This window comes from Streptomyces sp. DSM 40750, assembly GCF_024612035.1.
Classification (GTDB): domain Bacteria; phylum Actinomycetota; class Actinomycetes; order Streptomycetales; family Streptomycetaceae; genus Streptomyces.
Map to the genome: position 1 here is coordinate 7,941,823 of NZ_CP102513.1, position 21,442 is coordinate 7,963,264.

Consider the following 21,442-nt stretch of genomic DNA (forward strand, 5'->3'; position numbering starts at 1 on the left):
GGTCCTGGAGTTTCAGTGGAGGGAACCCCGATGCGGAACCGGAGAACGTCGTTGCTCGTCTCGGCCGCCCTGCTGTCCGGCCTGATCCCGCTGTCGTTCGCCCCCACGGCGACGGCGGCCGCACCCGCGAAGGTGGCCACTGACGCCACCACGTACCCCGTGGCCGAAGGCGGCACGGCCCACGTCCGCGTCACCGTCACCGGCAGGGTCGACAGACCCGTCACCGTGGCGTACCGGACGACCGCCGACTCCGACCACACCCCGGTCGACGCCACCCTGACCTTCCCGGCGGGCACCCCCTCCGGAACCTCCCGCACCATCGCCGTACGCACCCTGTCCGACGGCGTCGCGGAGACGGCGGAGACGATCCCCGTCCAGCTCACCGTCACCGGAGCCGAGGCCCCCGCCCGGACCCCGTCCGTCGTCATCGGCGCCCACGGCCTGCCCTATCTGAACCCCGGGCTGCCGGTGAGGAAGCGCGTCGCCGACCTCCTCTCCCGGATGACCCTGGAGGAGAAGGCCGGCCAGATGACCCAGGCCGAGCGCGGCGCCCTGACCACCCCCGACGACATCACGGCGTACGGCCTCGGCTCGGTCCTCTCCGGCGGCGGCTCCACCCCGGCGCAGAACACACCCGAGGCCTGGGCCGAGATGATCGACGGCTTCCAACTACGGGCACTGTCCACGCGGCTGCAGATCCCCCTGATCTACGGGGTGGACGCGGTCCACGGCCACAACAACCTCGCCGGCGCCACGATCACCCCGCACAACATCGGCCTGGGTGCGACCAGGGACCCTGAAGTCGCAGCGCGCATGGGCAAGTTGACGGCGGACGAGACCCGGGCCACCGGCGTCCCGTGGGACTTCGCCCCCTGCCTGTGCGTGACGCGCGACGACCGCTGGGGCCGCGCCTACGAGTCGTTCGGCGAGGACCCGGCGCTCGTGAAGTCCATGGAGACGGTCATCCAGGGCCTCCAGGGCGCCCGCGACGGACGGGACCTGGACCGCTCCGACAAGGTCCTCGCCACCGCCAAGCACTTCGTCGGCGACGGCGGCACCGCGTACGGCTCGTCCACGACCGGCACGTACACGATCGACCAGGGAATCACCAAGGTCACCCGCCGGGAACTGGAGGCGGTTCACCTCTCGCCGTACCAGGAGGCCGTGGACCGGGGCGTCGGCTCGGTCATGCCGTCCTTCTCGTCCCTCGACATCCTCGGCGACGGCAAGGGCGCGGTGAGGATGCACGCCCGCGCCGACATGATCAACGGCGTCCTCAAGGACCGCATGGGCTTCGACGGCTTCGTCGTCAGCGACTGGCAGGCCATCGACCAGATCCCCGGCGACTACGCCTCCGACGTCCGTACGTCCGTCAACGCCGGCCTCGACATGATCATGGTCCCGTACGCGTACGGCGACTTCCACCGGACCCTCGTCGCCGAGGTGAGGGCGGGCCGCGTCAGCGAACGCCGCGTCGACGACGCCGTCTCCCGCATCCTCACCCAGAAGTTCCGACTGGGCCTCTTCGAGAAGCCGTACGCCGACACCGGTGGCATCCCCGACATCGGCTCGGCGAAGCACCGCGCGGCGGCCCGCGAGGCGGTCGCGAAGTCGCAGGTCCTGCTGAAGAACAAGGGCGGCGTGCTGCCGCTGAAGAAGTCCCAGAAGGTGTACGTGGCGGGCTCGAACGCCGACGACATCGGCAACCAGTCCGGCGGCTGGACGATCACCTGGCAGGGCTCGTCCGGCGACATCACCGAGGGCACGACCGTCCTGGAGGGCATTCGAAAGGTCGGCGGCGACCGCGTGACGTACTCCAAGGACGCCTCCGCCCCGACCCCGGGGCACGACGTCGGCGTGGTCGTCGTCGGCGAGACCCCGTACGCCGAGGGCGTCGGCGACGTCGGCAACGGCCACGACCTGGAGCTGAGCGCCGCCGACAAGGCCGCCGTGGACAAGGTCTGCGGTGCCATGAAGTGCGCGGTGCTGATCGTCTCCGGGCGCCCCCAGCTCATCGGCGACCGGCTCGGCGACATGGACGCGCTCGTCGCCTCCTGGCTCCCCGGCTCCGAGGGCGACGGCGTCGCGGACGTCCTCTACGGCAAGCGGCCCTTCACCGGACGGCTCCCCGTCACCTGGCCGAGGTCGGAGGCACAGCTGCCGATCAACGTCGGCGACGCGTCGTACGACCCGCAGTTCCCGTACGGCTGGGGCCTGACGACGGCGACGGCACCGGAGCGCGGGGCGCACGCCGCGGTGCTCAAGGCGCGGCAGCTGGTGCAGTGGAAGGTGGGCCAGGACGTCCGTATGACGGAGGCGGTCGCGAAGCCCTTCGCGGAGGCCGACCACCTGCTGCTCACGGGCCGCTACGCGCAGGCGCTGGCGAAGCTGGGGGAGGCGTCCCGGGCGGCGTGACGGGCGGCGTGACGGCGGTCCGGTGAAGGCCGGTGAGGAGCCGAACCCGAGGGTTTTTCGGTTCCTCGCCGCCCGGATAGTCCGTTTTCGCGCCAATCGAGGTAGCTTCGAAAGTATGAAGGGCGCACCGCTTCGACGTCTGCTTCGCCTCCTGATGGTGCCGCTCGCCGCGATGGCGCTGGCGGCTCTGGCGGTGCTGTCGGTCGGTGCGCCGGGCGCCCATGCGGCCACCGACCTCTCGACGGTGGCCGCGGCCCTGCGCGAGAGCCCCGTCTACGTCGCCCCGGCCGCCTCCGACCTCCTCTCCTCGTCGGACGCCGAGGCGCTCGCCGACAAGATCGAGGACGCGGACGAGCCGATCTTCGTGGCGGTCCTCCCGGCCGACCAACCGACCGAGAACCTCTTCCGGAACCTCCGCACGGAGACGGGCGTGACCGGCCTCTACGCCATCCGCCTCGGCGACCGCTTCGACGCCCAGGCCGACAGCAGCGTCCTGAGCCAGCAGACCGTGTCGAACCTGGTCGCGGCGGTCCAGGGCGCCGGCGACCCGAAGGCCCAGCTGAACGACTTCGTGGACGACGCCCTGCGCAGCAACCCCGGTGGCACGGCACCGTCGAGCTGGAGCGGCGCAGGCGACGAAGGCGTGGACGCGGGCGCCCTGGCGGCAGCGGGCGCGGTCGTCGTGGCAGGCGGCGTGGGCGCGTACGCGCTGGTCCGCCGCAACCGCCGCAGGAAGGAGGAGGAACGCCGCGAGGCGCTGGCCAAGCTCGCGGTGGTGGTGGACGAGGACATCACCGCCTTCGGCGAGGAACTGGACCGCCTGGACTTCCACCCCGCCGAGGCGGGCGCGGACGACGCCATGCGCGCCGACTACGAGCGGGCCCTGGACGCGTACGAGAAGGCCAAGTCCCTCATGGCCGCGGCCACCCGCCCCGAGGAGGTCCGCGCGGTCACCCAGACCCTGGAGGACGGCCGCTTCTCCCTCACCCAGCTCGCCGCCCGCAGGGAGGGCCGCCCGCTCCCCGAACGCCGAGCCCCCTGCTTCTTCGACCCCCGCCACGGCCCCTCCGTCGCGGACGTCCCCTGGACCCCGGGCGTCGGCACCGAACGCGAGGTCCCGGTCTGCGCGGCGGACCAGGCCCGTCTGGCGGACGGCCAGGACCCGATGATCCGCGAGGTGGAGACAGCGTCCGGCGGGCGTCGCCCTTACTGGGACGCCGGCCCGGCCTACGGCCCCTGGGCGGGCGGCTACTACGGCGGCGGCATCCTCCCCGGCCTTCTCGTCGGCACCATGCTCGGCAGCATGATGGCCACCCCCTCCTACGCGGCCATGTACGGCTCCGGCTACGGCGACTTCGGCGCGGCCTCCGGCTACGAGGGCGGTGACGTCTCGGGCGCCGACTTCAACACGGACGACTTCAGCGGAGGCTTCGGCGGCGGCGACTACGGCGGCGGAGGCGACTTCGGGGGCGGCGGGGACTTCGGCGGCTTCTGAGAACGACGTGGACGCGAACATGGGACGGGCACGGGCACGGGCCCGGCGCTGGGCGGCGCCGGGCCCGTGGACGTCGCTACTGGACGTCGTACATACGAAGTACTGCCGGGATCTCGGTCAGAGAGTGGCCGCGGCAGTCGCGATCTGCGACGCGAAGGTGGAGACCTCGGTGTAGACACCGGGGGCGTTGGGCCGGGCGCAGCCTATGCCCCAGCTGACGATACCGACCTGGACCCACTCGTTGGCGTTGTCCCGGCGGAACATCGGACCGCCGGAGTCGCCCTGGCAGGTGTCGACGCCTCCCGCCGTGAGCCCGGCGCAGATCTCCTCGCCGGCGATGAGCCCGCTGTAGCCGCTGTAGGAACGACACGTCGCGTCGCTCACGAACGGCACGGTCGCCTTGAGCAGATACCGCTGCTGCGCGCCGCCCTCGGTGGCCGCGCCCCAGCCGGCGACCGTGAAGGTGCCGGTGTTGTACGCCGTGGTCGTGGCGATCTTCAGCGTCGGCAGGTTGATGGGCGAGGCCAGCTTGATGAGCGCCCAGTCCTTGCCGTCGCCGTTGTAGCCGGGGGCCCGGTACACCTTGGTCGAGCGGACCTGGACCCGGCCGCTGGTGTTCTGGAGGTCCACGACACCGGCCGTGGCCGTGTAGCTGGTGTTGTTGCCGGTCGCGCCCACACAGTGCGCGGCCGTGAGCACGATCTGCTGCGTGTACAGCGCGCCGCCACAGCCCATCGACAACCGGACCATGAACGGGAACTCGCCCTGCGCGGCGCGGGTACCACCGACGACGGGAGCCGGGGCGGCCTGCGCGGCCGACACGGGCTGAAGGCTGGCGATCGCGAGAGCGGCGGCGCCGATCGCAGCGCATCTCTTCAGGGCGGTGATGAGTCTCTTCAACGTGGTGCCTTCCGTGGGGGGTCGACATGAGGACTCGTGCAGCCGAAACACAGATTTGACGTGCGCATGCCAAACGACGCAATAAAGAAATGCCTGCCCGCTGGCATGGTCAGGTCAATTTCTGTTGCAGGATTATGGGAACGCCGCAACCCTTCACACAAGGGGTGCGATTCGGCCACACCCGCCCCAGTCACGCAGTCGACGCGACGGTCATCCCCTCAGCCGGTGACGCGCTCAAGGAAGACGCTCCAGGTGGCGGGGGAGACGGTGAGGACGTTGCCCGTGGGGATCTTGGAGTCGCGGATGTGGACGGCGGAGGGGGCGGTGGCTACTTCGACGCAGTCGCCGCCCTGGCTGCCGCTGTAGCTGGACCTGAACCACGCAAGGTCGTCCGAGCGATTGTGCTGCGGTGCCGCGCTGTTCATGACTCTCCTAGCAGTCCGTTCAAGAGGCGCACGCTCTCGTCGGGTGAGAGGGCCTGTGACCGCAGCATTCCATACTGGAGGTGATAGTCGCTGACCTCATCGGGATCGTCGACGAGGAAGCTGGCGCGCTGCGCCTCCAGGTAGACCAGACGCTCGTGTTCGGGCGTCTCCAGCAGGACCATGGGGCCATCGAGGCAGGCGTGCGGCGTTCGGTTCGCAGGCATGATCTGAAAACTCATGTGAACGGGCTTGGTGTACTCGAGGATCTGCCGGATCTGCTCCCGCATCACTTCCGGGCCTCCGACCTCCCGCCGCAGGATGCTCTCTTCGAGAACGAAGTGACCCACGGGTGGTCGGTCCCGCTGCCAGATCAACTGTCGTTCCATGCGGGCATTCACCCACTGCTCGGCGGTCTCGCTCCCGATCGCCGGATACCGGTAGTCGAAGACGGCGCGACAGTAGTCCCTGGTCTGAAGAAGCCCGGGAACCACAAGGCTCTGGTACGAGAGAACGCAGACGGCCTCCTGCTCATGATCGACCAGCCCCTGCGCGAACTGAACGATCCGCTCCCGCACAGGCAACTTGGCCACCAGCACGGCCAACACCCCACCCGTCCCCAGCAGTTCATCGAACTGCTCCGCCCGATCCGGCTGTAGTGCCAGCCTGCCCTGCTCGATGGACCCCACCGTGTCCACGTGAATGCTCGCCAGTTCGGCGAACTGTTCCTGCGTGAAACGCGCCTGCTTCCTGCAGTGCGCCAGCACCGCCCCCACCGCATGCCACGAACCAACCTTCTTGGGCTTCCTTACCACGTGCATGCGTGTCCCTTTCCCCCGTGCGCACCCGAAGTCCCCGTAGTGGCCCCGTAGCAATGAGAACTACGACCTCACTCACTGCACCACAATAGTGACTCCCTGTGACAGTCGCCCCATGAACGCACAACCTCAACTCCTCCACACCCGCGAGGCCTTCTACCGCCGAGACCGCCGCTCGGTACACCTGGCCCGCGAGTTCACCCGCGAGGCCCTGGCCGACTGGACGGCAGTCATCCGCACCGACGACGTACTGCTCTGCGTAAGCGAACTGGCCACGAACGCGTTGCTCCACGGCGTACCGCCCGGCCGAGGCTTCCGTCTGCACCTGGCTCTGGACTCCGCAGGGGTGTTGCGGATCGAGGTCCACGACAGCGGCCCGGGCGAGATCCACGCACCGGAGCCGTCGCCGGAGCCGTCGCCGGAGGCGGAGGGCGGCCGGGGGCTGCTGCTCGTGGCGGCGCTGGCGGACAAGTGGGGGGTGGGGGAGCGGGACCCGGGGAAGATCGTGTGGTGCGAGTTCGAGGTGCGCGGGTGACTACGGGGCCCGGTGCGCGGGGGCCAGCCGGTCGGGCGCGTAGACCTCTTCGCCGGCGCGGGCGAAGAGGACCACGACGTCGCCGTCCTCGGTGATCTGGTGGACTTCGCCGACCGTTTCGTCGGGGTGACCGGTTTCGACGGTCGGAGTGACGGCGTCCCCGATGCGCCAGTCCGACTCCTTGTACCGGTAGCGGTGGGACGGGTCCGCGGGAGCGAGGCAGGTGGGCGCGTAGTGGCGTTCGCCGGCGCGAGGGAACAGGACCACGACGTCGCCGTGTTCGGTGATCGTGGTGATGGTGCCGACACGGTCGTAGGCGTGATCGATCTCGATGGTCGGCGTGACCGTGTCCCCCACGCGCCAGCCGGATTCCTTGTAAAGCCGGGAACGCTCTGCCGGGGCGAGTTCGTCGGGGTGGTAGATCTCGTGACCGGCGAGGGGGAAGACGACGAGAACACCACCGTCGGGGTTCGCCATGACGACCTCTCCCACCGGATCTTCGGGATGGTCGGTCGGAACGTTCGGCGTGACGATGTCCCCTTCGTGCCAGCGCGCCATGCCGCCTGCCCTCACTCGGTCAGTCGAACTTCTTGTTGCACCCTTTCCAGCCTACGTGGCCCTTCACCCAGAAGGCCGTGAGGACGCCTTTACGGCCGTAGTCCTTGCCGCCGTGCTTGAGGTGCAGGCTGGAGGTCATGACGCACATGGTGCGGGACTTCTTGCCGCGCCCGTACTTGTAGGTGTGCGTCATGGTGTCCTTGTACTTACTGCCCTTGCTGCCCTTGGCGTAGTTGTTGAGCGCCCTGTCCCAGAGCTTCACGGCGGCGGAGTTGGTGGGATGGTTCGCTTTCCTCTTGTGGCTTCCGCCCTGCTGGATGTGCTTGATGCCGTAGGACGCGTTGCCGGTGCGGATGAGGGTGTCGCCGAAGTCGCCGCGGAACCAGTACACGACGTGGGCCGACCCGGGCCCGCTGCGTGTGTTCTTGGTGCACCAGTCGTCGAAGTCGCAGCTCCAACCGGAGGGCTTCTTCCTGTGGACGCTGGCCTCCGCGGGCGAGCCGGCGAGGACCAACAGGGCGCTGATGGTCGCGCAGATGGTGATGACCTGTCGTTTCACGGTTCTCCTGTGGCGTAGGAGGGAACATGGACAGGCCAGCACCATAGGAAGGGGTCGCGAACTCGCTCTACTGTCCTTTGGTGAGGGGCCATGCGCGCCGTGACCACTGGCGGGAGACCTCGTTGAGGGAAAGTCCTGGTGGATGTGGCGCGCTTGCACGAAGGCGAGTGAGTCCCGAGGACGATTCCTTGCCTTGGCAGGACCTCAACCGGGCCCGGGGAAAAGCGCTTTCGCAGCCACAGGCGGAGCCCGCAGACTGACCCGGTGATCGACATCACCGCCGCACTCGTACGCACCCTGATCTCCGACCAGTTCCCGGAGTGGAGCGACCTCCCGGTCGGACCGGTCGACCGCCAGGGCTGGGACAACCGCACCTTCCGGCTCGGCGAGCAGCTGACCGTGCGTCTCCCGAGCGCGGAGGGCTACGTGGCCGCCGTGGCGAAGGAGGACCGGTGTCTGCCCCACCTGGCCGAACATCTGTCGTTGCCCGTACCGGAACCGGTCGCTGTCGGGCGTCCGGCGGCGGGCTATCCGTTCCCGTGGTCGGTGCGGAGATGGCTTCCGGGGGACACGGTCGAGGCCTCGACGGACATCGACCGGACACAACTGGCCCGCGATCTCGGGGACTTCCTGACCGAACTGCGCAAGGCTCCGGCCCACCAGGGCCCGGCCGCCGGGCGGCACTCGTACTTTCGTGGCTGCCACCCCAGCGTCTACGGCGATGAGGTCGAGAGCGCCCTCGACAGGCTGAAGGATGTCGTCGATGTCGGTGCGTGCCAGGAAATCTGGGCGAGCGCGCTGACGTCTGCCTGGCCACTGCCACCCACGTGGTTCCACGGTGACGTCTCGGTCGGCAATCTCCTCGCCACCGGCGGAGCGCTCTCCGCCGTCATCGACTTCGGCTCGTCCGGCGTCGGCGACCCCGCCTGCGACCTCGTCATCGCCTGGAACCACTTCGTCGGCGAGGAACGGAAGGTGTTTCGGGAGGCGGTCGGTCTGCCCGAGGACGCCTGGCGGCGAGCGCGCGGATGGGCGCTCTGGAAGGCGCTGGTGAGCATGGCGGGTCTGTCCAGCCCTGACCCCGAAGGTACCCAGAGCCGGGTGCTGGTCCAGGTGCTGGAGGACCCGGTTATATAGGACTGAAACTGTCCTGCTTCCTGCCTACGGTGTCCCCATGAGCACTCCCGAGGACGGCACCGAGACCCGAGCCTTCCAGGACGCCGACCACCTCGACGCCTGGCTCTCCGCACGCCCCGCTCCACACCCCGGCCTCTGGGTGAAGGTCGGCAAGAAGGGATCCGGAGTACGTTCGGTCAGCGCCGGTGACGTCAACGACGTCGCCCTCTGCCACGGCTGGATCACCGGCAACCGGAGGCGACTCGACGAGACGTACTTCCTGCAGCGGATCACCCCGCGCAGGCCGGGCAGCGACTGGTCGATGGTGAACGTGCGTCGGGTGGAGGAGCTGAACGCCACCGGGCGGATGCGGGCCGGAGGGCTCGCCGAGGTCGCGGCTGCCAAGGCGGACGGGCGGTGGGCTGCGGCGTACGAGTCGCAGCGGGAGGCCACCGTGCCGGAGGATTTGGCGACGGCCCTCGAACACAGCCCTCGCGCCCGGCGAAGCTTCGAGCGGCTCGGGAAGACGGACCGGTACCTCGTCATCCTGGGGCTCTTGAAGGCCCGGACGCCACAGACACGAGCCGCACGGCTCAAGGTGGCGTTGGCCACGTTGGAGACGGACGAGACGGACGACCAGCCGAGCCACCGATCACCGTGATCGGAATGCCGCCGCGTGCCCCGCGTGCCCCGCGTGCCGTCGGACAGCCGGCGGGCGCTGGTCGGGGCTCCACCGCTGTGCGACCGTGCCCGTTCCAACCAGCCGTACAGACCGTCTCAGCCAGCCGTACAGACCGTCTCAGCCAGCCGTACAGACCGTTCCAACCATTCCGTACAGACCGATTCAGCCGGCCGTACCGGCCGGCGGCTCGGCCCGCGTCGCGCGCGGGCCGTGGCCGACCGGAGGAATCAACCCGCGTTCCGGATCGCCGAGATGTCGAAGCTCAGCTTGATCTTGTCCGACACCAGCACGCCACCCGTCTCCAGCGCCGCGTTCCACGTCAGGCCCCACTCGGAGCGCAGGATCTCCGCCTTGCCCTCGAAGCCGACGCGCTCGTTGCCGAACGGGTCCTTGGCGGCGCCGTTGAACTCCAGGTCGATGGTGAGCGGCTTGGTCGTGCCGAGGATGGAGAGGTCGCCGGTGATGCGGTAGTCGTCGCCGCCCAGGGCCTCCGCCTTGGTCGAGCGGAAGGTCATCGTCGGGAACTCCTCCGTCTTGAAGAAGTCCGCGCTCTTCAGATGGCCGTCACGGTCGGCGTTGCCGGTGTCGATGCTCTCCATCGTGACGTCGATGGAGGCGGTGGACCGCGAGGGGTCCGAGCCGTCCAGGTGCAGGCTGCCGGAGAAGTCGAGGAAGCCGCCCTTGACGTTGGTGACCATGGCGTGGCGGGCGACGAAGCCGATCGTGGTGTGGGACGGGTCGATCGTGTAGTCGCCGGTCAGCGCGGCGAGCTCGGGGTTCACCGCGGAGCCGGTCGCCGAGGCGGTGGCGGTCTCGGTGGTGGTGTTGCTGCGGCCGAAGATGCCCATGACGTGCTCCTTGAATGATGTCGTTCAACGTTCAACTAACCGAACACGGCCTACCGTAGACCTATTCCGTTCAAGTTTCAACCTTGTCGTTCGGGTAGTCATTCTGTCACGCGCTGTTGCTATGTCTCCGGAGCGGTGATACACGGCATGAGCATGACCTCGACCCGCCGTACGTTCCTGCTCCTCGCCGCGGCCCTGGCGGCGGCCACCCCCACCGCGTACGCCGCCGACGAGTACGACGCCCTTCGCCGCCGCTGGCTGACCATCGCGCTCGGCACCGGCTACGATCCCGCCGCCGAGCCCTACGCGAGCCGCCTCCGCGAGACCGGGGACCTCGCCCGCGCGTTCCGGGCCGCCATGGCGCCCACCGCCGGCTCCCTCTGGCCGGAGCACCCCTTCGACCCGCCCGCCGGGATCACGCAGAGCTACAGCAGGCTGTGGACGATGGTCCAGGCGTACGCGCAGCCGGGTACCGGCTCGACGGGCGACGCCGCCCTCCTCGCGGACATCCTGCGCGGCCTCGACCACCTCTCCGCGAGGGTCTACAACCCCTCCACCACCCGCTACGGCAACTGGTGGGAGTGGCAGATCGGCAGCCCCCGCCTCCTGACGGACATCGTCGCCGTCCTGAACGACGAGCTGACGCCCGCTCGGCGGGCCGCCGCCTGCGCGGCGATCGACCACTTCATCCCCGACTCTATGCTCCGCGAGTACACCGGCACCTCCACCGGCGCCAACCGCGTCGACCTCTGCCGCTCCGTCGCCCTGCGCGGCATCCTCGGCCGCGCCCCTGAGAAGATCGCCCTCGCCCGCGACGCCCTCTCGCCCGTCTTCCCCTACGTCACCCAGGGGGACGGGCTGTACGCCGACGGCTCGTTCGTGCAGCACACCTGGGTCGCCTATTCGGGGACGTACGGGCAGGTCATGCTCGACGGGCTGGGGCGCCTCTTCGCGCTGCTGGCCGGGTCCGGTTGGGAGGTGACCGACCCGAACCGGCGGATCGTCCTGGACAGCGTCGAGCGGGCGTACGCGCCGCTCATCCACGACGGACTGGTCATGGACAGCGTCAACGGACGTGCCATCAGCCGCGGTTACCTGAAGAGCGACGACCGGCACATCATGCGGAGCGACCACTTCCACGGGCAGGGAATCATCGCCGCGATCGCCCTGCTCGCTCTCGGCGCCGGCGCGGCCCAGCGCGAGCGGTGGCACGGCCGGATCAAGGGGTGGATCGAACGCGACACGGTGACGCCCATCCTCACCGCGGCCCAGTTCGGCGTCGCGGACCTGGCCCGGCTGCACGCCGTCGCGGCCTCCCCGGTCACCGCCGCGCCCGATCCCGTGGGCCACCGCCTCTTCGCCGCCATGGACCGGGCCGTCCACCGCCGCCCGGGCTTCGTGGTGAACATCGCCATGGCCTCCGACCGCATCGCGTACTACGAGTGCGGCAACGGCGAGAACCCGCGCGGCTGGCACACCGGCGCCGGGACGACCCTGTGGTGGGCCGAGGGGCGCGGCGACCAGTACACGAACTGGTTCTGGCCGACCGTCGACTGGTACCGGCTCCCCGGCACGACCGTCTCCACCAAACGGCTCGCCGACAGGGAGGGCGGCGAATGGGGTGCGCCGAAGCCCGCCGTACGGTGGGTCGGCGGGATCACGGACGGTGAGTACGCGGCGATCGGCCAGCACCTCAAGGGACTCGGCTCCACCCTCCAGGCCCGCAAGTCGTGGTTCTGCGTCGCGGACGCCGTCATCTGCCTGGGCGCGGGGATCAGCTGCGCGGACGGGGTGCCGGTGGAGACGGTGGTCGACAACCGGTGCCTGGGGGAGGCCGAGAGCGGCGCGCCGCAGACCTTCGTACGAGGCCGGCGCTGGGCCCACCTCGAAGGCCACGGCGGCTGGGTCCTCCCGACCGACCCTCCGGGCGGAGCCGTGCGCACACTCCGCGAGGACCGCACCGGCGCATGGTCCGACATCAACACCACCAGCACGGCCGAACGCCGCACCCGGCGCTGGCAGACCCTCTGGTTGGACCATGGCACCGATCCGGTGAACGCCACCTACGTCTATCTGCTCATGCCAGGGGCGTCCCGTCCTGCCGTCGCGGCCCGGGCCGCCGACCGGCGCTGGTTGTCGGTCCTCGCCAACGACAGCGCGTGCCAGGCCGTCCATGTCCCCGCGCTCGGCCTGACGGCGGCCAACTTCTGGCAGGCCGGCACGGCGGGCCCGCTGACCGCCTCCGCCGGGGCGAGCGTGCTGGTCCGCCGCCGGGGCCGGACCGCTACCCTCTGCGTGAGCGAACCGCCGCGCACGGGCGAGCCGATCGAGATCACTTGGCGCGGACCGGTCCGCGCGGTGGTCCGGGCGGACGAGTCGGTCGAGGTGCTTCAGGCCACGGGCGACCGGCTGCGGGTCCGGGTGGCTGCCGGGACGGCCTGCGCGACCCATGGGTGTGAGCTGGTTCTCAGCTGACCGTTTGTGCGACCTCTACAAGCCCGACACCCCCTGAGCAGTCGGTTCGGCTGCATGCCGGCACGGTTCTGTTCAGGGGTACCAGGAAAACACGCCGGAGACTGTGCAGAGTCGACGGGCCGCTTTGCGCGCTCGGCTTCGTATGGTCGCTACATGACCGTTTTGGATGAGGCACCGGGTGAGCCGACGGACGCGCGCGGGCGAGTGGCCGAGCTGCACGAGATTCGTGCCCAGGCGTTGGCCGGTCCGAGCGAGAAGGCGACCGAGGCGCAGCATGCCAAGGGCAAGCTGACCTCCCGGGAGCGCATCGAGCTGCTGCTGGACCCGGGTTCCTTCAACGAGGTCGAGCAGTTGCGCCGGCACCGGGCCACCGGGTTCGGTCTGGAGGCCAAGAAGCCGTACACCGACGGTGTGATCACCGGCTGGGGCACGGTGGAGGGCCGCACGGTCTTCGTCTACGCCCATGACTTCCGCATCTTCGGCGGCGCCCTCGGTGAGGCCCACGCCACGAAGATCCACAAGATCATGGACATGGCCATCGCGGCCGGGGCCCCGCTGGTGTCGCTGAACGACGGCGCGGGCGCCCGTATCCAGGAGGGTGTCTCCGCGCTCGCCGGGTACGGCGGCATCTTCCAGCGCAACACCAGGGCGTCCGGTGTCATCCCGCAGATCAGCGTGATGCTCGGCCCCTGCGCGGGCGGCGCGGCCTACAGCCCCGCCCTCACGGACTTCGTCTTCATGGTCCGCGAGACGTCCCAGATGTTCATCACCGGCCCGGACGTCGTCAAGGCGGTCACCGGCGAGGAGATCACCCAGAACGGCCTCGGCGGCGCGGACGTGCACGCCGAGACGAGCGGCGTGGCCCACTTCGCGTACGACGACGAGGAGACGTGCATCTCCGAGGTGCGCTACCTCCTGTCGATGCTCCCGCAGAACAACCGCGAGAACCCGCCGCGCGTGGAGGTCTCCGACGCGGCGGACCGCCGTAGCGACGTCCTCCTCGACCTGGTCCCGGCCGACGGCAACCGGCCCTACGACATGGCCAAGGTCATCGAGGAGATCGTCGACGACGGCGACTACCTGGAGGTCCACGAGCGCTGGGCCCGCAACATCATCTGCGCGCTGGGCCGTCTCGACGGCCAGGTCGTCGGCATCGTCGCCAACCAGCCGCAGTCCCTCGCGGGCGTGCTGGACATCGAGGCCTCGGAAAAAGCTGCACGTTTTGTCCAGATGTGCGACGCTTTTAACATTCCGATCATCACGCTGCTGGATGTCCCCGGGTTCCTCCCGGGCGTCGACCAGGAGCACGGCGGAATCATCCGCCACGGCGCGAAGCTGCTCTACGCCTACTGCAACGCGACCGTTCCCCGGATCTCCCTGATCCTGCGCAAGGCGTACGGAGGTGCCTACATCGTCATGGACAGCCAGTCCATCGGCGCGGACCTCACCTACGCGTGGCCGACCAACGAGATCGCGGTGATGGGCGCCGAGGGTGCCGCCAACGTCATCTTCCGGCGGCAGATCGCCGAGGCCGAGGACCCCGAGGCGATGCGGGTCCGGATGGTCAAGGAGTACAAGGCCGAGCTGATGCACCCGTACTACGCGGCCGAGCGCGGCCTCGTGGACGACGTGATCGACCCCGCGGACACCCGCGCGGTCCTCATCCGCTCCCTCGCGATGCTCCATACCAAGCACGCGGACCTGCCGTCCCGCAAGCACGGCAACCCGCCGCAGTAACCCGCCGGTTCCTTCGCGGTACCCCTGCGGAAACTTCTCTCACGGAGACTGACATCCATGAAGCTGCCTGATATTCGCGTCGAGAAGGGCCACGCCGAGCCGGAAGAAGTGGCCGCGATCACCGCGCTGCTCCTGGCCCGTGCCGCCGCGCAGCCCGCCGAGGCTCCGGCCCACCGAGGCCGCCCCCGCGCCGGCTGGCGCCGCCTGGAGCGCGAGCCGGGTTTCCGGGCGCCGCACAGCTGGCGGTGAGGCTGCGCCGCTGAACCGCACGAAGGGGCCCCTCTTCTGACAGAGGGGCCCCTTCGTCGTGCCCGGCTACCGTTCAGCGCCGTCGTGTCTTCGGATCGTCGTCGGCCGCGGGTCGTGTGTGGTTGCTCGCGCAGTTCCCCGCGCCCCCAGAAGCATGGGGCGCGCCCGGAGTCTTCAGGGGCGCGGGGAACTGCGCGACCAGCCACGACGGACCTGCAGTCGTCCCCACACGCTCACCCCGACGGCGCTGAACAGGAGCCGAACACAACGAAGGGGCCCCTCTTGTCAAAGAGGGGCCCCTTCGTGCGGCTGATCGCCGCAGGCTTACCGCAGGCGAGCCATGAGCGCGTGCTCGACCAAGGTGATCAGCGCGCTCTTCGCGTCCGACCGATGCCGCGCGTCCGTCGTGATGATCGGCGTGTCAGGGCCGATCTGAAGGGCTTCCCGGACCTCGTCCGGGTTGTACGGCTGCTGGCCGTCGAAGCCGTTGAGGGCGATGACGAAGGGCAGGCCGCTGTTCTCGAAGTAGTCGACGGCCGGGAAGCAGTCGGCGAGGCGGCGGGTGTCGACGAGGACGATCGCGCCGATGGCGCCGCGCACGAGGTCGTCCCACATGAACCAGAAACGGTCCTGACCGGGGGTGCCGAACAGGTACAGGATGAGGTCCTGGTCCAGGGTGATACGGCCGAAGTCCATGGCCACCGTGGTGGTGGTCTTGTCCCCGGTGTGGGTGAGGTCGTCGATGCCCGCGGAAGCGGACGTCATGACGGCCTCGGTACGAAGCGGGTTGATCTCCGAGACGGCGCCGACGAACGTGGTCTTGCCCACGCCGAAGCCGCCCGCCACCACGATCTTCGCGGACGTGGTGGAGCGGGAAGGCCCTCCGCTAGAGCTTGCGAAGTCCACTGAGCACCCTTTCGAGCAAAGTCACGTCTGGCTGGCCACCGGCGTTCTCGTCGCCGCCGGGCTGATGGATGGCGACCAGGCCCGCCTCCGCCAAGTCGGCGACGAGGATCCTGGCCACGCCGAGAGGGATCGTCAGGAGGGCCGAGATCTCGGCCACCGACTTGATTTCCCGGCAGAGGTTGCAGATCCGCTGATGCTCGGGCAACTGGCCCTGCATCTGGTGCGGCTGCGCGGTGGTGTGCACCAGCGCCTCGATGGCGAGCTGGTAGCGCGGCCTGGTGCGGCCGCCCGTCATGGCGTACGGGCGCACCAGGGGGTTGTGCGCCGCCCCCGCGGGCGACGGCTCAGGGGTACGGCGTTGCGGCTGCACGGGCTGGATGCGCGGCGCCGGCGGCTGGTCGTACGGCGAAGGGCCGGGGCCCTGAGGTGTGTACGGCTGCTGGCGGCTCGGTGCGGAGGGGAAGTTGTACCGGTTCTGGTCACCCTGGCCCGGCCCCTGGCCAGGGTAGGACCAGTTGCCCGACGATGAACCGCCTGGGGGTGTTGCCACGTTCTCTCCTCCTCCGACTGTGCTGGCATCCATGGCTCATTTGGAAGCCGCGTCCCGAAACCTTACGGCCCCGGGACGCCAAAACGCACCGTCTGACTGTTAGTTGAGCAGGCTGCCCTGGAGCTCCGCACGAAGATCGGGCGTCAGGACCGAACCGGCACGGTCCACCAGAAGGGCCATCTCGTACCCGATGAGACCGATGTCGGCTTCCGGATGTGCGAGAACGGCGAGCGAGGAACCATCGGATACGGACATGATGAAGAGGAATCCCCGCTCCATCTCCACAACCGTCTGATTGACGCTGCCACCTTCGAAAATGCGGGACGCACCCGCGGTCAGAGAGGTCAGACCCGACGCGACGGCCGCCAGCTGGTCGGCTCGGTCACGGGGAAACCCTTCGGACATCGCCAGAAGGAGTCCGTCGGCGGAGACCACCACCGTGTGCGACACCCCGGGGGTGTTGTCCACGAAATTGGTGATCAACCAGTTCAGGTTCTGTGCCGCCTGGCTCATCGGGCTCACACTAACGCTCCTGGTTGTAGGTGCTGTCAGGACCGAAGCCCTGGCCATTCGTTTCACTGGTTGCGTTGCGCCCACGCTGGACGCCCCGGCGCAGGTTGCTCAGCCTGCCCCTGACGTCCTCGGGAGCGCGGGAGATCTGTGGACCTCCCTGCGGGGTCGTCTGGGCGGCGCCCTCGACCAGGTTGGCCTTGGGCACCCGCCGCGGCAGACCGGAGGAGGTGACCCCGCCTGCCTTGGGCTTCTTCAGCTGGGAGGCCTGCTGCCAGCGCTGGTCGTTGGCCGAGCGCCAGTCGCCGTTCGGTCCCCCGGCCGTCGTCGGCTGGTCCTGGGACACATCCTGTCGTCCGTTCGCGGCGCCCGCGCTCGTGCCGCCGGCGCTCGCGGTGGAACCGCGGCGGGGCAGGCCGGCGTCGGTCAGCGCGTGGCCGGCGGTGGGGGTGGATCCCGGACGGTCGAAGCCTACGCGGTCCGGCTCCTTCACGTCAGCGGCCTGCGTAGATTCCGCTTCCGGAGCGTACTCGGAGCGGTAGGAGCTCTGGTAGTCCTGCTGCTGCGGCCAGTCGTCCTGATAGGACTGCTCTTCGAAGCCAGAGTACGTCTCCGGGGCCGGCGCGGCGGACGCCGCGTGGTCCTCCTGGACGGGCTCCGCATAGGAGGGCTCGGGGTAACCGCCGGTAGCGGTGAACGAGTCGTGCCCGCCCGGCAGGTGCCCGTTGCCGTTCGGCGTAGCGCCGCCCTGCCCGAAGTATGCCTCGTCGTACGACGGCTGCTGCGGCTCCTCGTACGCCGTCTGCTGGTCGAACGACCGCTGCGGGTCCACATAGGCCGTCGCGCCGTTGTCGTAGGACGGCTCGGGCGCCTGGAAGTCGTCGCCGTAGCGCGGCGCCTCGCCGGCGGGCAGCTGCGGGTTCGGGTGTGCCTGGGCCTCCAGGGCCGCGCGACGTTCCTCGCGTATCAGGGAGCGGCCCACGGGGTCCAGCTCGCGGATGTCGTCCGGGACCTCGTAGCGGCTGTCGTCGAAGCCCAGCTCGGCGGCGGTCCGCATCGCGGGCACGGCGGCCGGCTGCTGGAACGAGTGCTGCTCCGGGATGATCTGCGAGACCGTGAACTGGTCGGCCGCCGGCTGCTGCTCGCCACCGCCACCATGGGTGATGACGTCCGGGAGCATGACCAGCGAGGTCGTACCGGCCTGCTCGCCCGAGGGGCGCAGCTGGACGCGGATGCCGTGCCGGTCGGACAGCCGGCCGACCACGAACAGACCCATGCGCTGCGAGATCGCGGCGTCCACGGTCGGCGGGTTGGCCAGCTTGTGGTTGATGTCCGCGAAGTCCTCGGCGGTGAGGCCGATGCCCTTGTCGTGGATCTCGATCATCACGCGGCCGTCGGGGAGCCGGGTCGCGGTGACGCGGACCTTGGTCTGCGGGGAGGAGAACGTGGTGGCGTTCTCCAGGAGCTCGGCGAGCAGGTGCACGAGGTCGGTCACGGCGCGGCCGTGGATCTCGGCCTCCGGGACGCCGGACAGCTCGATGCGCTCGTACTGCTCCACCTCGGAGGAGGCGGCGCGCAGCACGTCGACCAGCGGGACCGGCTGGTCCCAGCGGCGGCCCGGCTCCTCGCCGGCGAGAACGAGGAGGTTCTCGCCGTTACGGCGCATACGGGTCGCGAGGTGGTCCAGGCGGAAGAGGTTCTCCAGCTGGTCCGGGTCGGCCTCGTTGTTCTCCAGGTCGGTGATCAGGGTCAGCTGGCCCTCGATCAGCGACTGGTTGCGGCGCGAGAGGTTGGTGAAGATCGCGTTGATGTTGCCCCGCAGCAGCGCCTGCTCGGCGGCGAGCCGGACGGCCTCACGGTGGACCTGGTCGAAGGCACGGGCGACTTCGCCGATCTCGTCCGTGGTGTTGATCGGGATGGGCGCGACCCGGGTGTCGACGCGCCCGGGGTCGGTGCGCGAGAGCTGGTCGACCAGCATCGGCAGCCGCTGCTCGGCGATGCCGAAGGCGGCGTTGCGCAGCTGGCGCATCGAGCGGCTCATCTGGCGGGCCATGATCCCGGCGATGATGAACGCGGCGAGCAGGGCGACGATGACGATGGCGCCGTTGATGTAGGCGTCGCGCTGGGCGTCGGAGGCGATCTGGCCGGCCTCGTCCACCGCGCGGTTGATCAGCTCGGTCTCGACCTCGTTGTAACCCTCGAACTTCAGGGTGGAGGCCGCCATCCAGTTCTGGTAGGTGACTCCCTGCTTCGCGAGGTCCTCGGGGGAGGCGCCGCTGCCGATCGCCTGGATCATCTTCAGCATGGTGTCCGGCGGCGGGACGTAGTCGGCGTTCTTGGCCGCGGCCTCGGCGGCCTGCCTCTTGCCCTCTTCGGTCTGCTGCGCCATGACCGATTCCAGGCGTGCGGCGTCGGCCTCGGTGCCACCGGAGACGAACTCCTGTACGGCGACGTTCTCCAGGTAGGCGTACGAGGTGAACGCGGTGATCTGCTGGCGGAAGACGGCCTGGTCCTCGCTGGGCCGGACCAGCAGGTGGGTGCCGATCGAGCGCTGCAGCGAGGCGGCGCCCTTGGCGAGGGCGACGGCATAGACGGTACGGCCGTACGCGGTGACGTTGCCGGTACCGAGGCCGAGCTCGTTGGAGAACTCGAACAGCAGGTGCTCGATGGCGACGTAGCCCTCTTCGGTCCGCACCGGGTCGGCGGCCCGGGTGAAGGCGGCCTGCCGGAGGTCCTCCAGCTTTGTCTCGGCCTCCTCGACCAGGCGCAGCCGGCGCTCCAGGCCCTGTCCGGAGGGCATCCCGACGACCTCCGAGTGGAAGATGTCGGCCTTCTCGTCGGTGAAGGAGCGGGCGTCCTTGACGACTTCGCTGTCCCGCTTGCCGGCCAGCAGCGGCTCGGCGGAGAGGTCACGCTCGTTGAGCAGCGCCTCGGCGTACTCGGCCGCGGCGGCCACGATCTGGGCCACCTTCTCGGCGTCGCGTGCCTCCTGCCAGGTGTCGATCGAGCTCTTCACCTGGAAGCCGCCCATGACCAGGCCGACCAGCACGGGTATGAGGAGAATCGCGTTCAGGCGAGTGGGGACACGCCAGTTGCGGGGGGAGAGACGACTGCCGCTTGGTGCGGGAGCTGCCGTCGGCTCCGGTCCGGTCACTTGTGCGGGTGCCGCTCCGCGCGGCGGCGGGGTGAAGTTGCCCCGCGCCGACGGCTCGGGACCTTTCTTGCTTCGCCTCACTCGACCAACAACCTCTCGGCGCCGGCACCTACGTCGTGCCGCGGGTGACTCCACGCCCTAGTACGTCTTTGACTAATGGGCAGTTCAGGCATTCCAGCACGTCACGCTGAGGACTTCCAAACACTGGGAGGCAACGATTCCGCGTGATGTAAGTCCCAGATAAAACGGTCATAAAGAGCGAGCCCCGGCAAAAAGCGGGGCCATTGTGAGCGCAGCGGCACCGATCGACCGCGACGCGTGGTCGTACCACCCTATTTCTCTGTCGAAACGTTATGAACACCGAGGCCGACCGTGTCAAAGGACACAGCCGGCTTCGGTGTAACTACGACAACTGCCGTATGAGGTTGTGGACTTGAGTCCTGTTTTGGGTCCGGGTGTGGTACTTCGGCCCCTGTGCTCTACCGCAGCCGTGCCATGAGCGCGTGCTCGACCAGGGTGATCAGCGCGCTCTTGGCGTCCGAGCGGTGGCGGGCGTCGGTCGTGATGATCGGCGCGTCGGGCCCGATCTGGAGAGCCTCGCGGACCTCTTCGGGGTTGTACGGCTGGTGCCCGTCGAAGCCGTTGAGGGCGATGACGAAGGGCAGGCCGCTGTTCTCGAAGTAGTCGACGGCCGGGAAGCAGTCGGCGAGCCGGCGGGTGTCCACCAGGACCACGGCACCGATGGCGCCGCGGACCAGGTCGTCCCACATGAACCAGAAACGGTCCTGACCGGGCGTACCGAAGAGGTAGAGGATCAGGTCCTGGTCGAGGGTGATGCGGCCGAAGTCCATGGCGACCGTGGTGGTCGTCTTGTCCCCGGTGTGGGTGAGGTCGTCGATGCCCGCGGAAGCGGACGTCATGACGGCCTCGGTACGAAGCGGGTTGATCTCCGAGACGGCGCCGACGAACGTGGTCTTGCCCACGCCGAAGCCACCTGCCACCACGATCTTCGCCGAGGTGGTGGCCCGTCCCGCTTCAGAGCTTCCGAAGTCCACTGAGCACCCTTTCCAGCAGAGTCACGTCCGGCGCGCCACCGGCGCTCTCGTCGCCACCGGGCTGATGGATCGCGACGAGTCCGGCCTCGGCGAGGTCCGCGACAAGGATCCGTGCCACACCGAGCGGCATGGACAGCAGGGCCGACACCTCGGCCACCGACTTCACCTCGCGGCACAGGTGGCAGATCCGCTGGTGCTCGGGAAGCAGCCCCATCAGGTGCGCGGGGTCTGCCGTCGTGCTGATCAGCGCCTCGAGGGCGAGTTGATAACGCGGCCGCGTCCGGCCACCGGTCATGGCATACGGCCGAACCAACGGCTGGTCGCCCTCGTCTCCGTACGGCTCTGCGTACGGATCGTGAGGAGCGGTGGGCGGGGTCATTGATCCTCCGGGCGGGACAGCAAGTCGGTCAGTCGTGCCGTCTGACGGGGGCCGGTGGGGGGACTGTGGCGGCCGGACG

Annotated in this window: 20 protein-coding genes; 8 read left to right on the forward strand and 12 right to left on the reverse strand. The window is 69.3% G+C overall.

Annotated features, from left to right (window positions below):
• The first annotated feature begins 30 nt into the window (after nucleotides 1-30).
• On the forward strand, nucleotides 31-2,415 hold the full coding sequence (locus JIX55_RS35400; RefSeq protein WP_257567304.1) for a glycoside hydrolase family 3 N-terminal domain-containing protein: 2,385 nt from the start codon (nucleotides 31-33) through the stop codon (nucleotides 2,413-2,415).
• Nucleotides 2,416-2,530: 115 nt separating this feature from the next.
• Nucleotides 2,531-3,910: a hypothetical protein gene (locus tag JIX55_RS35405; RefSeq protein ID WP_257567305.1), complete on the forward strand. Its 1,380-nt coding sequence runs from the start codon at nucleotides 2,531-2,533 to the stop codon at nucleotides 3,908-3,910.
• A 117-nt stretch (nucleotides 3,911-4,027) separates the two neighbouring features.
• Here JIX55_RS35405 and JIX55_RS35410 read toward each other — a convergent pair whose 3' ends face one another.
• The 3 genes from JIX55_RS35410 to JIX55_RS35420 all read right to left on the reverse strand — a co-directional run bounded on the left by JIX55_RS35410 (nucleotide 4,028) and on the right by JIX55_RS35420 (nucleotide 6,053).
• Nucleotides 4,028-4,810, reverse strand: coding sequence for a serine protease (locus JIX55_RS35410; protein WP_257567306.1), 783 nt, complete (start codon nucleotides 4,808-4,810; stop codon nucleotides 4,028-4,030).
• A 218-nt stretch (nucleotides 4,811-5,028) separates the two neighbouring features.
• A complete protein-coding gene (locus tag JIX55_RS35415) occupies nucleotides 5,029-5,235 on the reverse strand; it encodes a DUF397 domain-containing protein (protein WP_257567307.1) in 207 nt (68 codons plus the stop codon).
• Nucleotides 5,232-6,053 carry a helix-turn-helix domain-containing protein gene (locus JIX55_RS35420; protein ID WP_257567308.1) on the reverse strand — a complete coding sequence of 274 codons (822 nt, stop codon included), beginning with the start codon at nucleotides 6,051-6,053 and terminating at the stop codon, nucleotides 5,232-5,234. The genes JIX55_RS35415 and JIX55_RS35420 overlap by 4 nt, the downstream gene beginning before the upstream one ends.
• A gap of 112 nt (nucleotides 6,054-6,165) precedes the next feature.
• Here JIX55_RS35420 and JIX55_RS35425 point away from each other — a divergent pair, with 112 nt between their 5' ends.
• Nucleotides 6,166-6,585, forward strand: a complete 420-nt coding sequence (locus tag JIX55_RS35425; RefSeq protein ID WP_257567309.1) for an ATP-binding protein — start codon at nucleotides 6,166-6,168, stop codon at nucleotides 6,583-6,585.
• On the opposite strand, the gene JIX55_RS35430 is transcribed toward JIX55_RS35425, so the two are convergent.
• Together JIX55_RS35430 and JIX55_RS35435 are read right to left on the reverse strand one after the other, a co-directional pair.
• Complete coding sequence (locus JIX55_RS35430) at nucleotides 6,586-7,143, reverse strand: hypothetical protein (protein ID WP_257567310.1); 558 nt, start codon at nucleotides 7,141-7,143, stop codon at nucleotides 6,586-6,588. It abuts the gene before it with no gap.
• Between the two features lie 19 nt (nucleotides 7,144-7,162).
• Complete coding sequence (locus JIX55_RS35435) at nucleotides 7,163-7,702, reverse strand: hypothetical protein (protein WP_257567311.1); 540 nt, start codon at nucleotides 7,700-7,702, stop codon at nucleotides 7,163-7,165.
• A gap of 264 nt (nucleotides 7,703-7,966) precedes the next feature.
• Here JIX55_RS35435 and JIX55_RS35440 point away from each other — a divergent pair, with 264 nt between their 5' ends.
• Together JIX55_RS35440 and JIX55_RS35445 are read left to right on the forward strand one after the other, a co-directional pair.
• Nucleotides 7,967-8,839, forward strand: coding sequence for an aminoglycoside phosphotransferase family protein (locus JIX55_RS35440; protein WP_257567312.1), 873 nt, complete (start codon nucleotides 7,967-7,969; stop codon nucleotides 8,837-8,839).
• A 37-nt stretch (nucleotides 8,840-8,876) separates the two neighbouring features.
• A complete protein-coding gene (locus JIX55_RS35445; protein WP_257567313.1) occupies nucleotides 8,877-9,479 on the forward strand; it encodes a YdeI/OmpD-associated family protein in 603 nt (200 codons plus the stop codon).
• A 248-nt stretch (nucleotides 9,480-9,727) separates the two neighbouring features.
• Here JIX55_RS35445 and JIX55_RS35450 read toward each other — a convergent pair whose 3' ends face one another.
• The gene (locus tag JIX55_RS35450) at nucleotides 9,728-10,348 is read right to left on the reverse strand and encodes a YceI family protein (protein ID WP_257567314.1); all 621 of its coding nucleotides are present in this window, start codon (nucleotides 10,346-10,348) and stop codon (nucleotides 9,728-9,730) included.
• A gap of 147 nt (nucleotides 10,349-10,495) precedes the next feature.
• Between JIX55_RS35450 and JIX55_RS35455 the strand changes: the two genes are divergently transcribed.
• From JIX55_RS35455 to JIX55_RS35465, 3 genes are all read left to right on the forward strand, one after another.
• Nucleotides 10,496-12,823: a polysaccharide lyase 8 family protein gene (locus JIX55_RS35455; RefSeq protein ID WP_257567315.1), complete on the forward strand. Its 2,328-nt coding sequence runs from the start codon at nucleotides 10,496-10,498 to the stop codon at nucleotides 12,821-12,823.
• 153 nt (nucleotides 12,824-12,976) lie between these two features.
• Entirely contained in the window at nucleotides 12,977-14,560 is a 1,584-nt protein-coding gene (locus JIX55_RS35460) for an acyl-CoA carboxylase subunit beta (protein WP_257567316.1), read from the forward strand.
• Nucleotides 14,561-14,617: 57 nt separating this feature from the next.
• Nucleotides 14,618-14,809, forward strand: coding sequence for an acyl-CoA carboxylase epsilon subunit (locus JIX55_RS35465; protein ID WP_257567317.1), 192 nt, complete (start codon nucleotides 14,618-14,620; stop codon nucleotides 14,807-14,809).
• A gap of 324 nt (nucleotides 14,810-15,133) precedes the next feature.
• Here the strand turns inward: JIX55_RS35465 and JIX55_RS35470 are convergent, their stop codons facing one another.
• From JIX55_RS35470 to JIX55_RS35495, 6 genes are all read right to left on the reverse strand, one after another.
• Nucleotides 15,134-15,715: a GTP-binding protein gene (locus JIX55_RS35470; protein WP_013000463.1), complete on the reverse strand. Its 582-nt coding sequence runs from the start codon at nucleotides 15,713-15,715 to the stop codon at nucleotides 15,134-15,136.
• Complete coding sequence (locus tag JIX55_RS35475; RefSeq protein WP_257540204.1) at nucleotides 15,696-16,265, reverse strand: DUF742 domain-containing protein; 570 nt, start codon at nucleotides 16,263-16,265, stop codon at nucleotides 15,696-15,698. The genes JIX55_RS35470 and JIX55_RS35475 overlap by 20 nt, the downstream gene beginning before the upstream one ends.
• Nucleotides 16,266-16,364: 99 nt before the next feature.
• Nucleotides 16,365-16,778 carry a roadblock/LC7 domain-containing protein gene (locus JIX55_RS35480; protein WP_037781109.1) on the reverse strand — a complete coding sequence of 138 codons (414 nt, stop codon included), beginning with the start codon at nucleotides 16,776-16,778 and terminating at the stop codon, nucleotides 16,365-16,367.
• Between the two features lie 10 nt (nucleotides 16,779-16,788).
• Nucleotides 16,789-20,010 (reverse strand): sensor histidine kinase, encoded by a 3,222-nt coding sequence (locus tag JIX55_RS35485; RefSeq protein WP_257567318.1) that lies wholly within the window; start codon nucleotides 20,008-20,010, stop codon nucleotides 16,789-16,791.
• A 398-nt stretch (nucleotides 20,011-20,408) separates the two neighbouring features.
• A complete protein-coding gene (locus JIX55_RS35490; protein WP_257567319.1) occupies nucleotides 20,409-20,984 on the reverse strand; it encodes a GTP-binding protein in 576 nt (191 codons plus the stop codon).
• Nucleotides 20,965-21,363 carry a DUF742 domain-containing protein gene (locus JIX55_RS35495; protein WP_257540198.1) on the reverse strand — a complete coding sequence of 133 codons (399 nt, stop codon included), beginning with the start codon at nucleotides 21,361-21,363 and terminating at the stop codon, nucleotides 20,965-20,967. The genes JIX55_RS35490 and JIX55_RS35495 overlap by 20 nt, the downstream gene beginning before the upstream one ends.
• Nucleotides 21,364-21,442 lie beyond the last annotated feature (79 nt).

Bases quoted from the DNA above. Each gene is read 5' to 3' on its own strand.
- JIX55_RS35460 (WP_257567316.1), top strand. From the start codon at position 12,977: ATGACCGTTTTGGATGAGGCACCGGGTGAGCCGACGGACGCGCGCGGG.
- JIX55_RS35420 (WP_257567308.1), bottom strand. From the start codon at position 6,053: ATGCACGTGGTAAGGAAGCCCAAGAAGGTTGGTTCGTGGCATGCGGTG.
- JIX55_RS35415 (WP_257567307.1), bottom strand. From the start codon at position 5,235: ATGAACAGCGCGGCACCGCAGCACAATCGCTCGGACGACCTTGCGTGG.
- JIX55_RS35445 (WP_257567313.1), top strand. From the start codon at position 8,877: ATGAGCACTCCCGAGGACGGCACCGAGACCCGAGCCTTCCAGGACGCC.
- JIX55_RS35480 (WP_037781109.1), bottom strand. From the start codon at position 16,778: ATGAGCCAGGCGGCACAGAACCTGAACTGGTTGATCACCAATTTCGTG.
- JIX55_RS35430 (WP_257567310.1), bottom strand. From the start codon at position 7,143: ATGGCGCGCTGGCACGAAGGGGACATCGTCACGCCGAACGTTCCGACC.
- JIX55_RS35465 (WP_257567317.1), top strand. From the start codon at position 14,618: ATGAAGCTGCCTGATATTCGCGTCGAGAAGGGCCACGCCGAGCCGGAA.
- JIX55_RS35450 (WP_257567314.1), bottom strand. From the start codon at position 10,348: ATGGGCATCTTCGGCCGCAGCAACACCACCACCGAGACCGCCACCGCC.
- JIX55_RS35400 (WP_257567304.1), top strand. From the start codon at position 31: ATGCGGAACCGGAGAACGTCGTTGCTCGTCTCGGCCGCCCTGCTGTCC.
- JIX55_RS35405 (WP_257567305.1), top strand. From the start codon at position 2,531: ATGAAGGGCGCACCGCTTCGACGTCTGCTTCGCCTCCTGATGGTGCCG.
- JIX55_RS35425 (WP_257567309.1), top strand. From the start codon at position 6,166: ATGAACGCACAACCTCAACTCCTCCACACCCGCGAGGCCTTCTACCGC.
- JIX55_RS35495 (WP_257540198.1), bottom strand. From the start codon at position 21,363: ATGACCCCGCCCACCGCTCCTCACGATCCGTACGCAGAGCCGTACGGA.
- JIX55_RS35455 (WP_257567315.1), top strand. From the start codon at position 10,496: ATGAGCATGACCTCGACCCGCCGTACGTTCCTGCTCCTCGCCGCGGCC.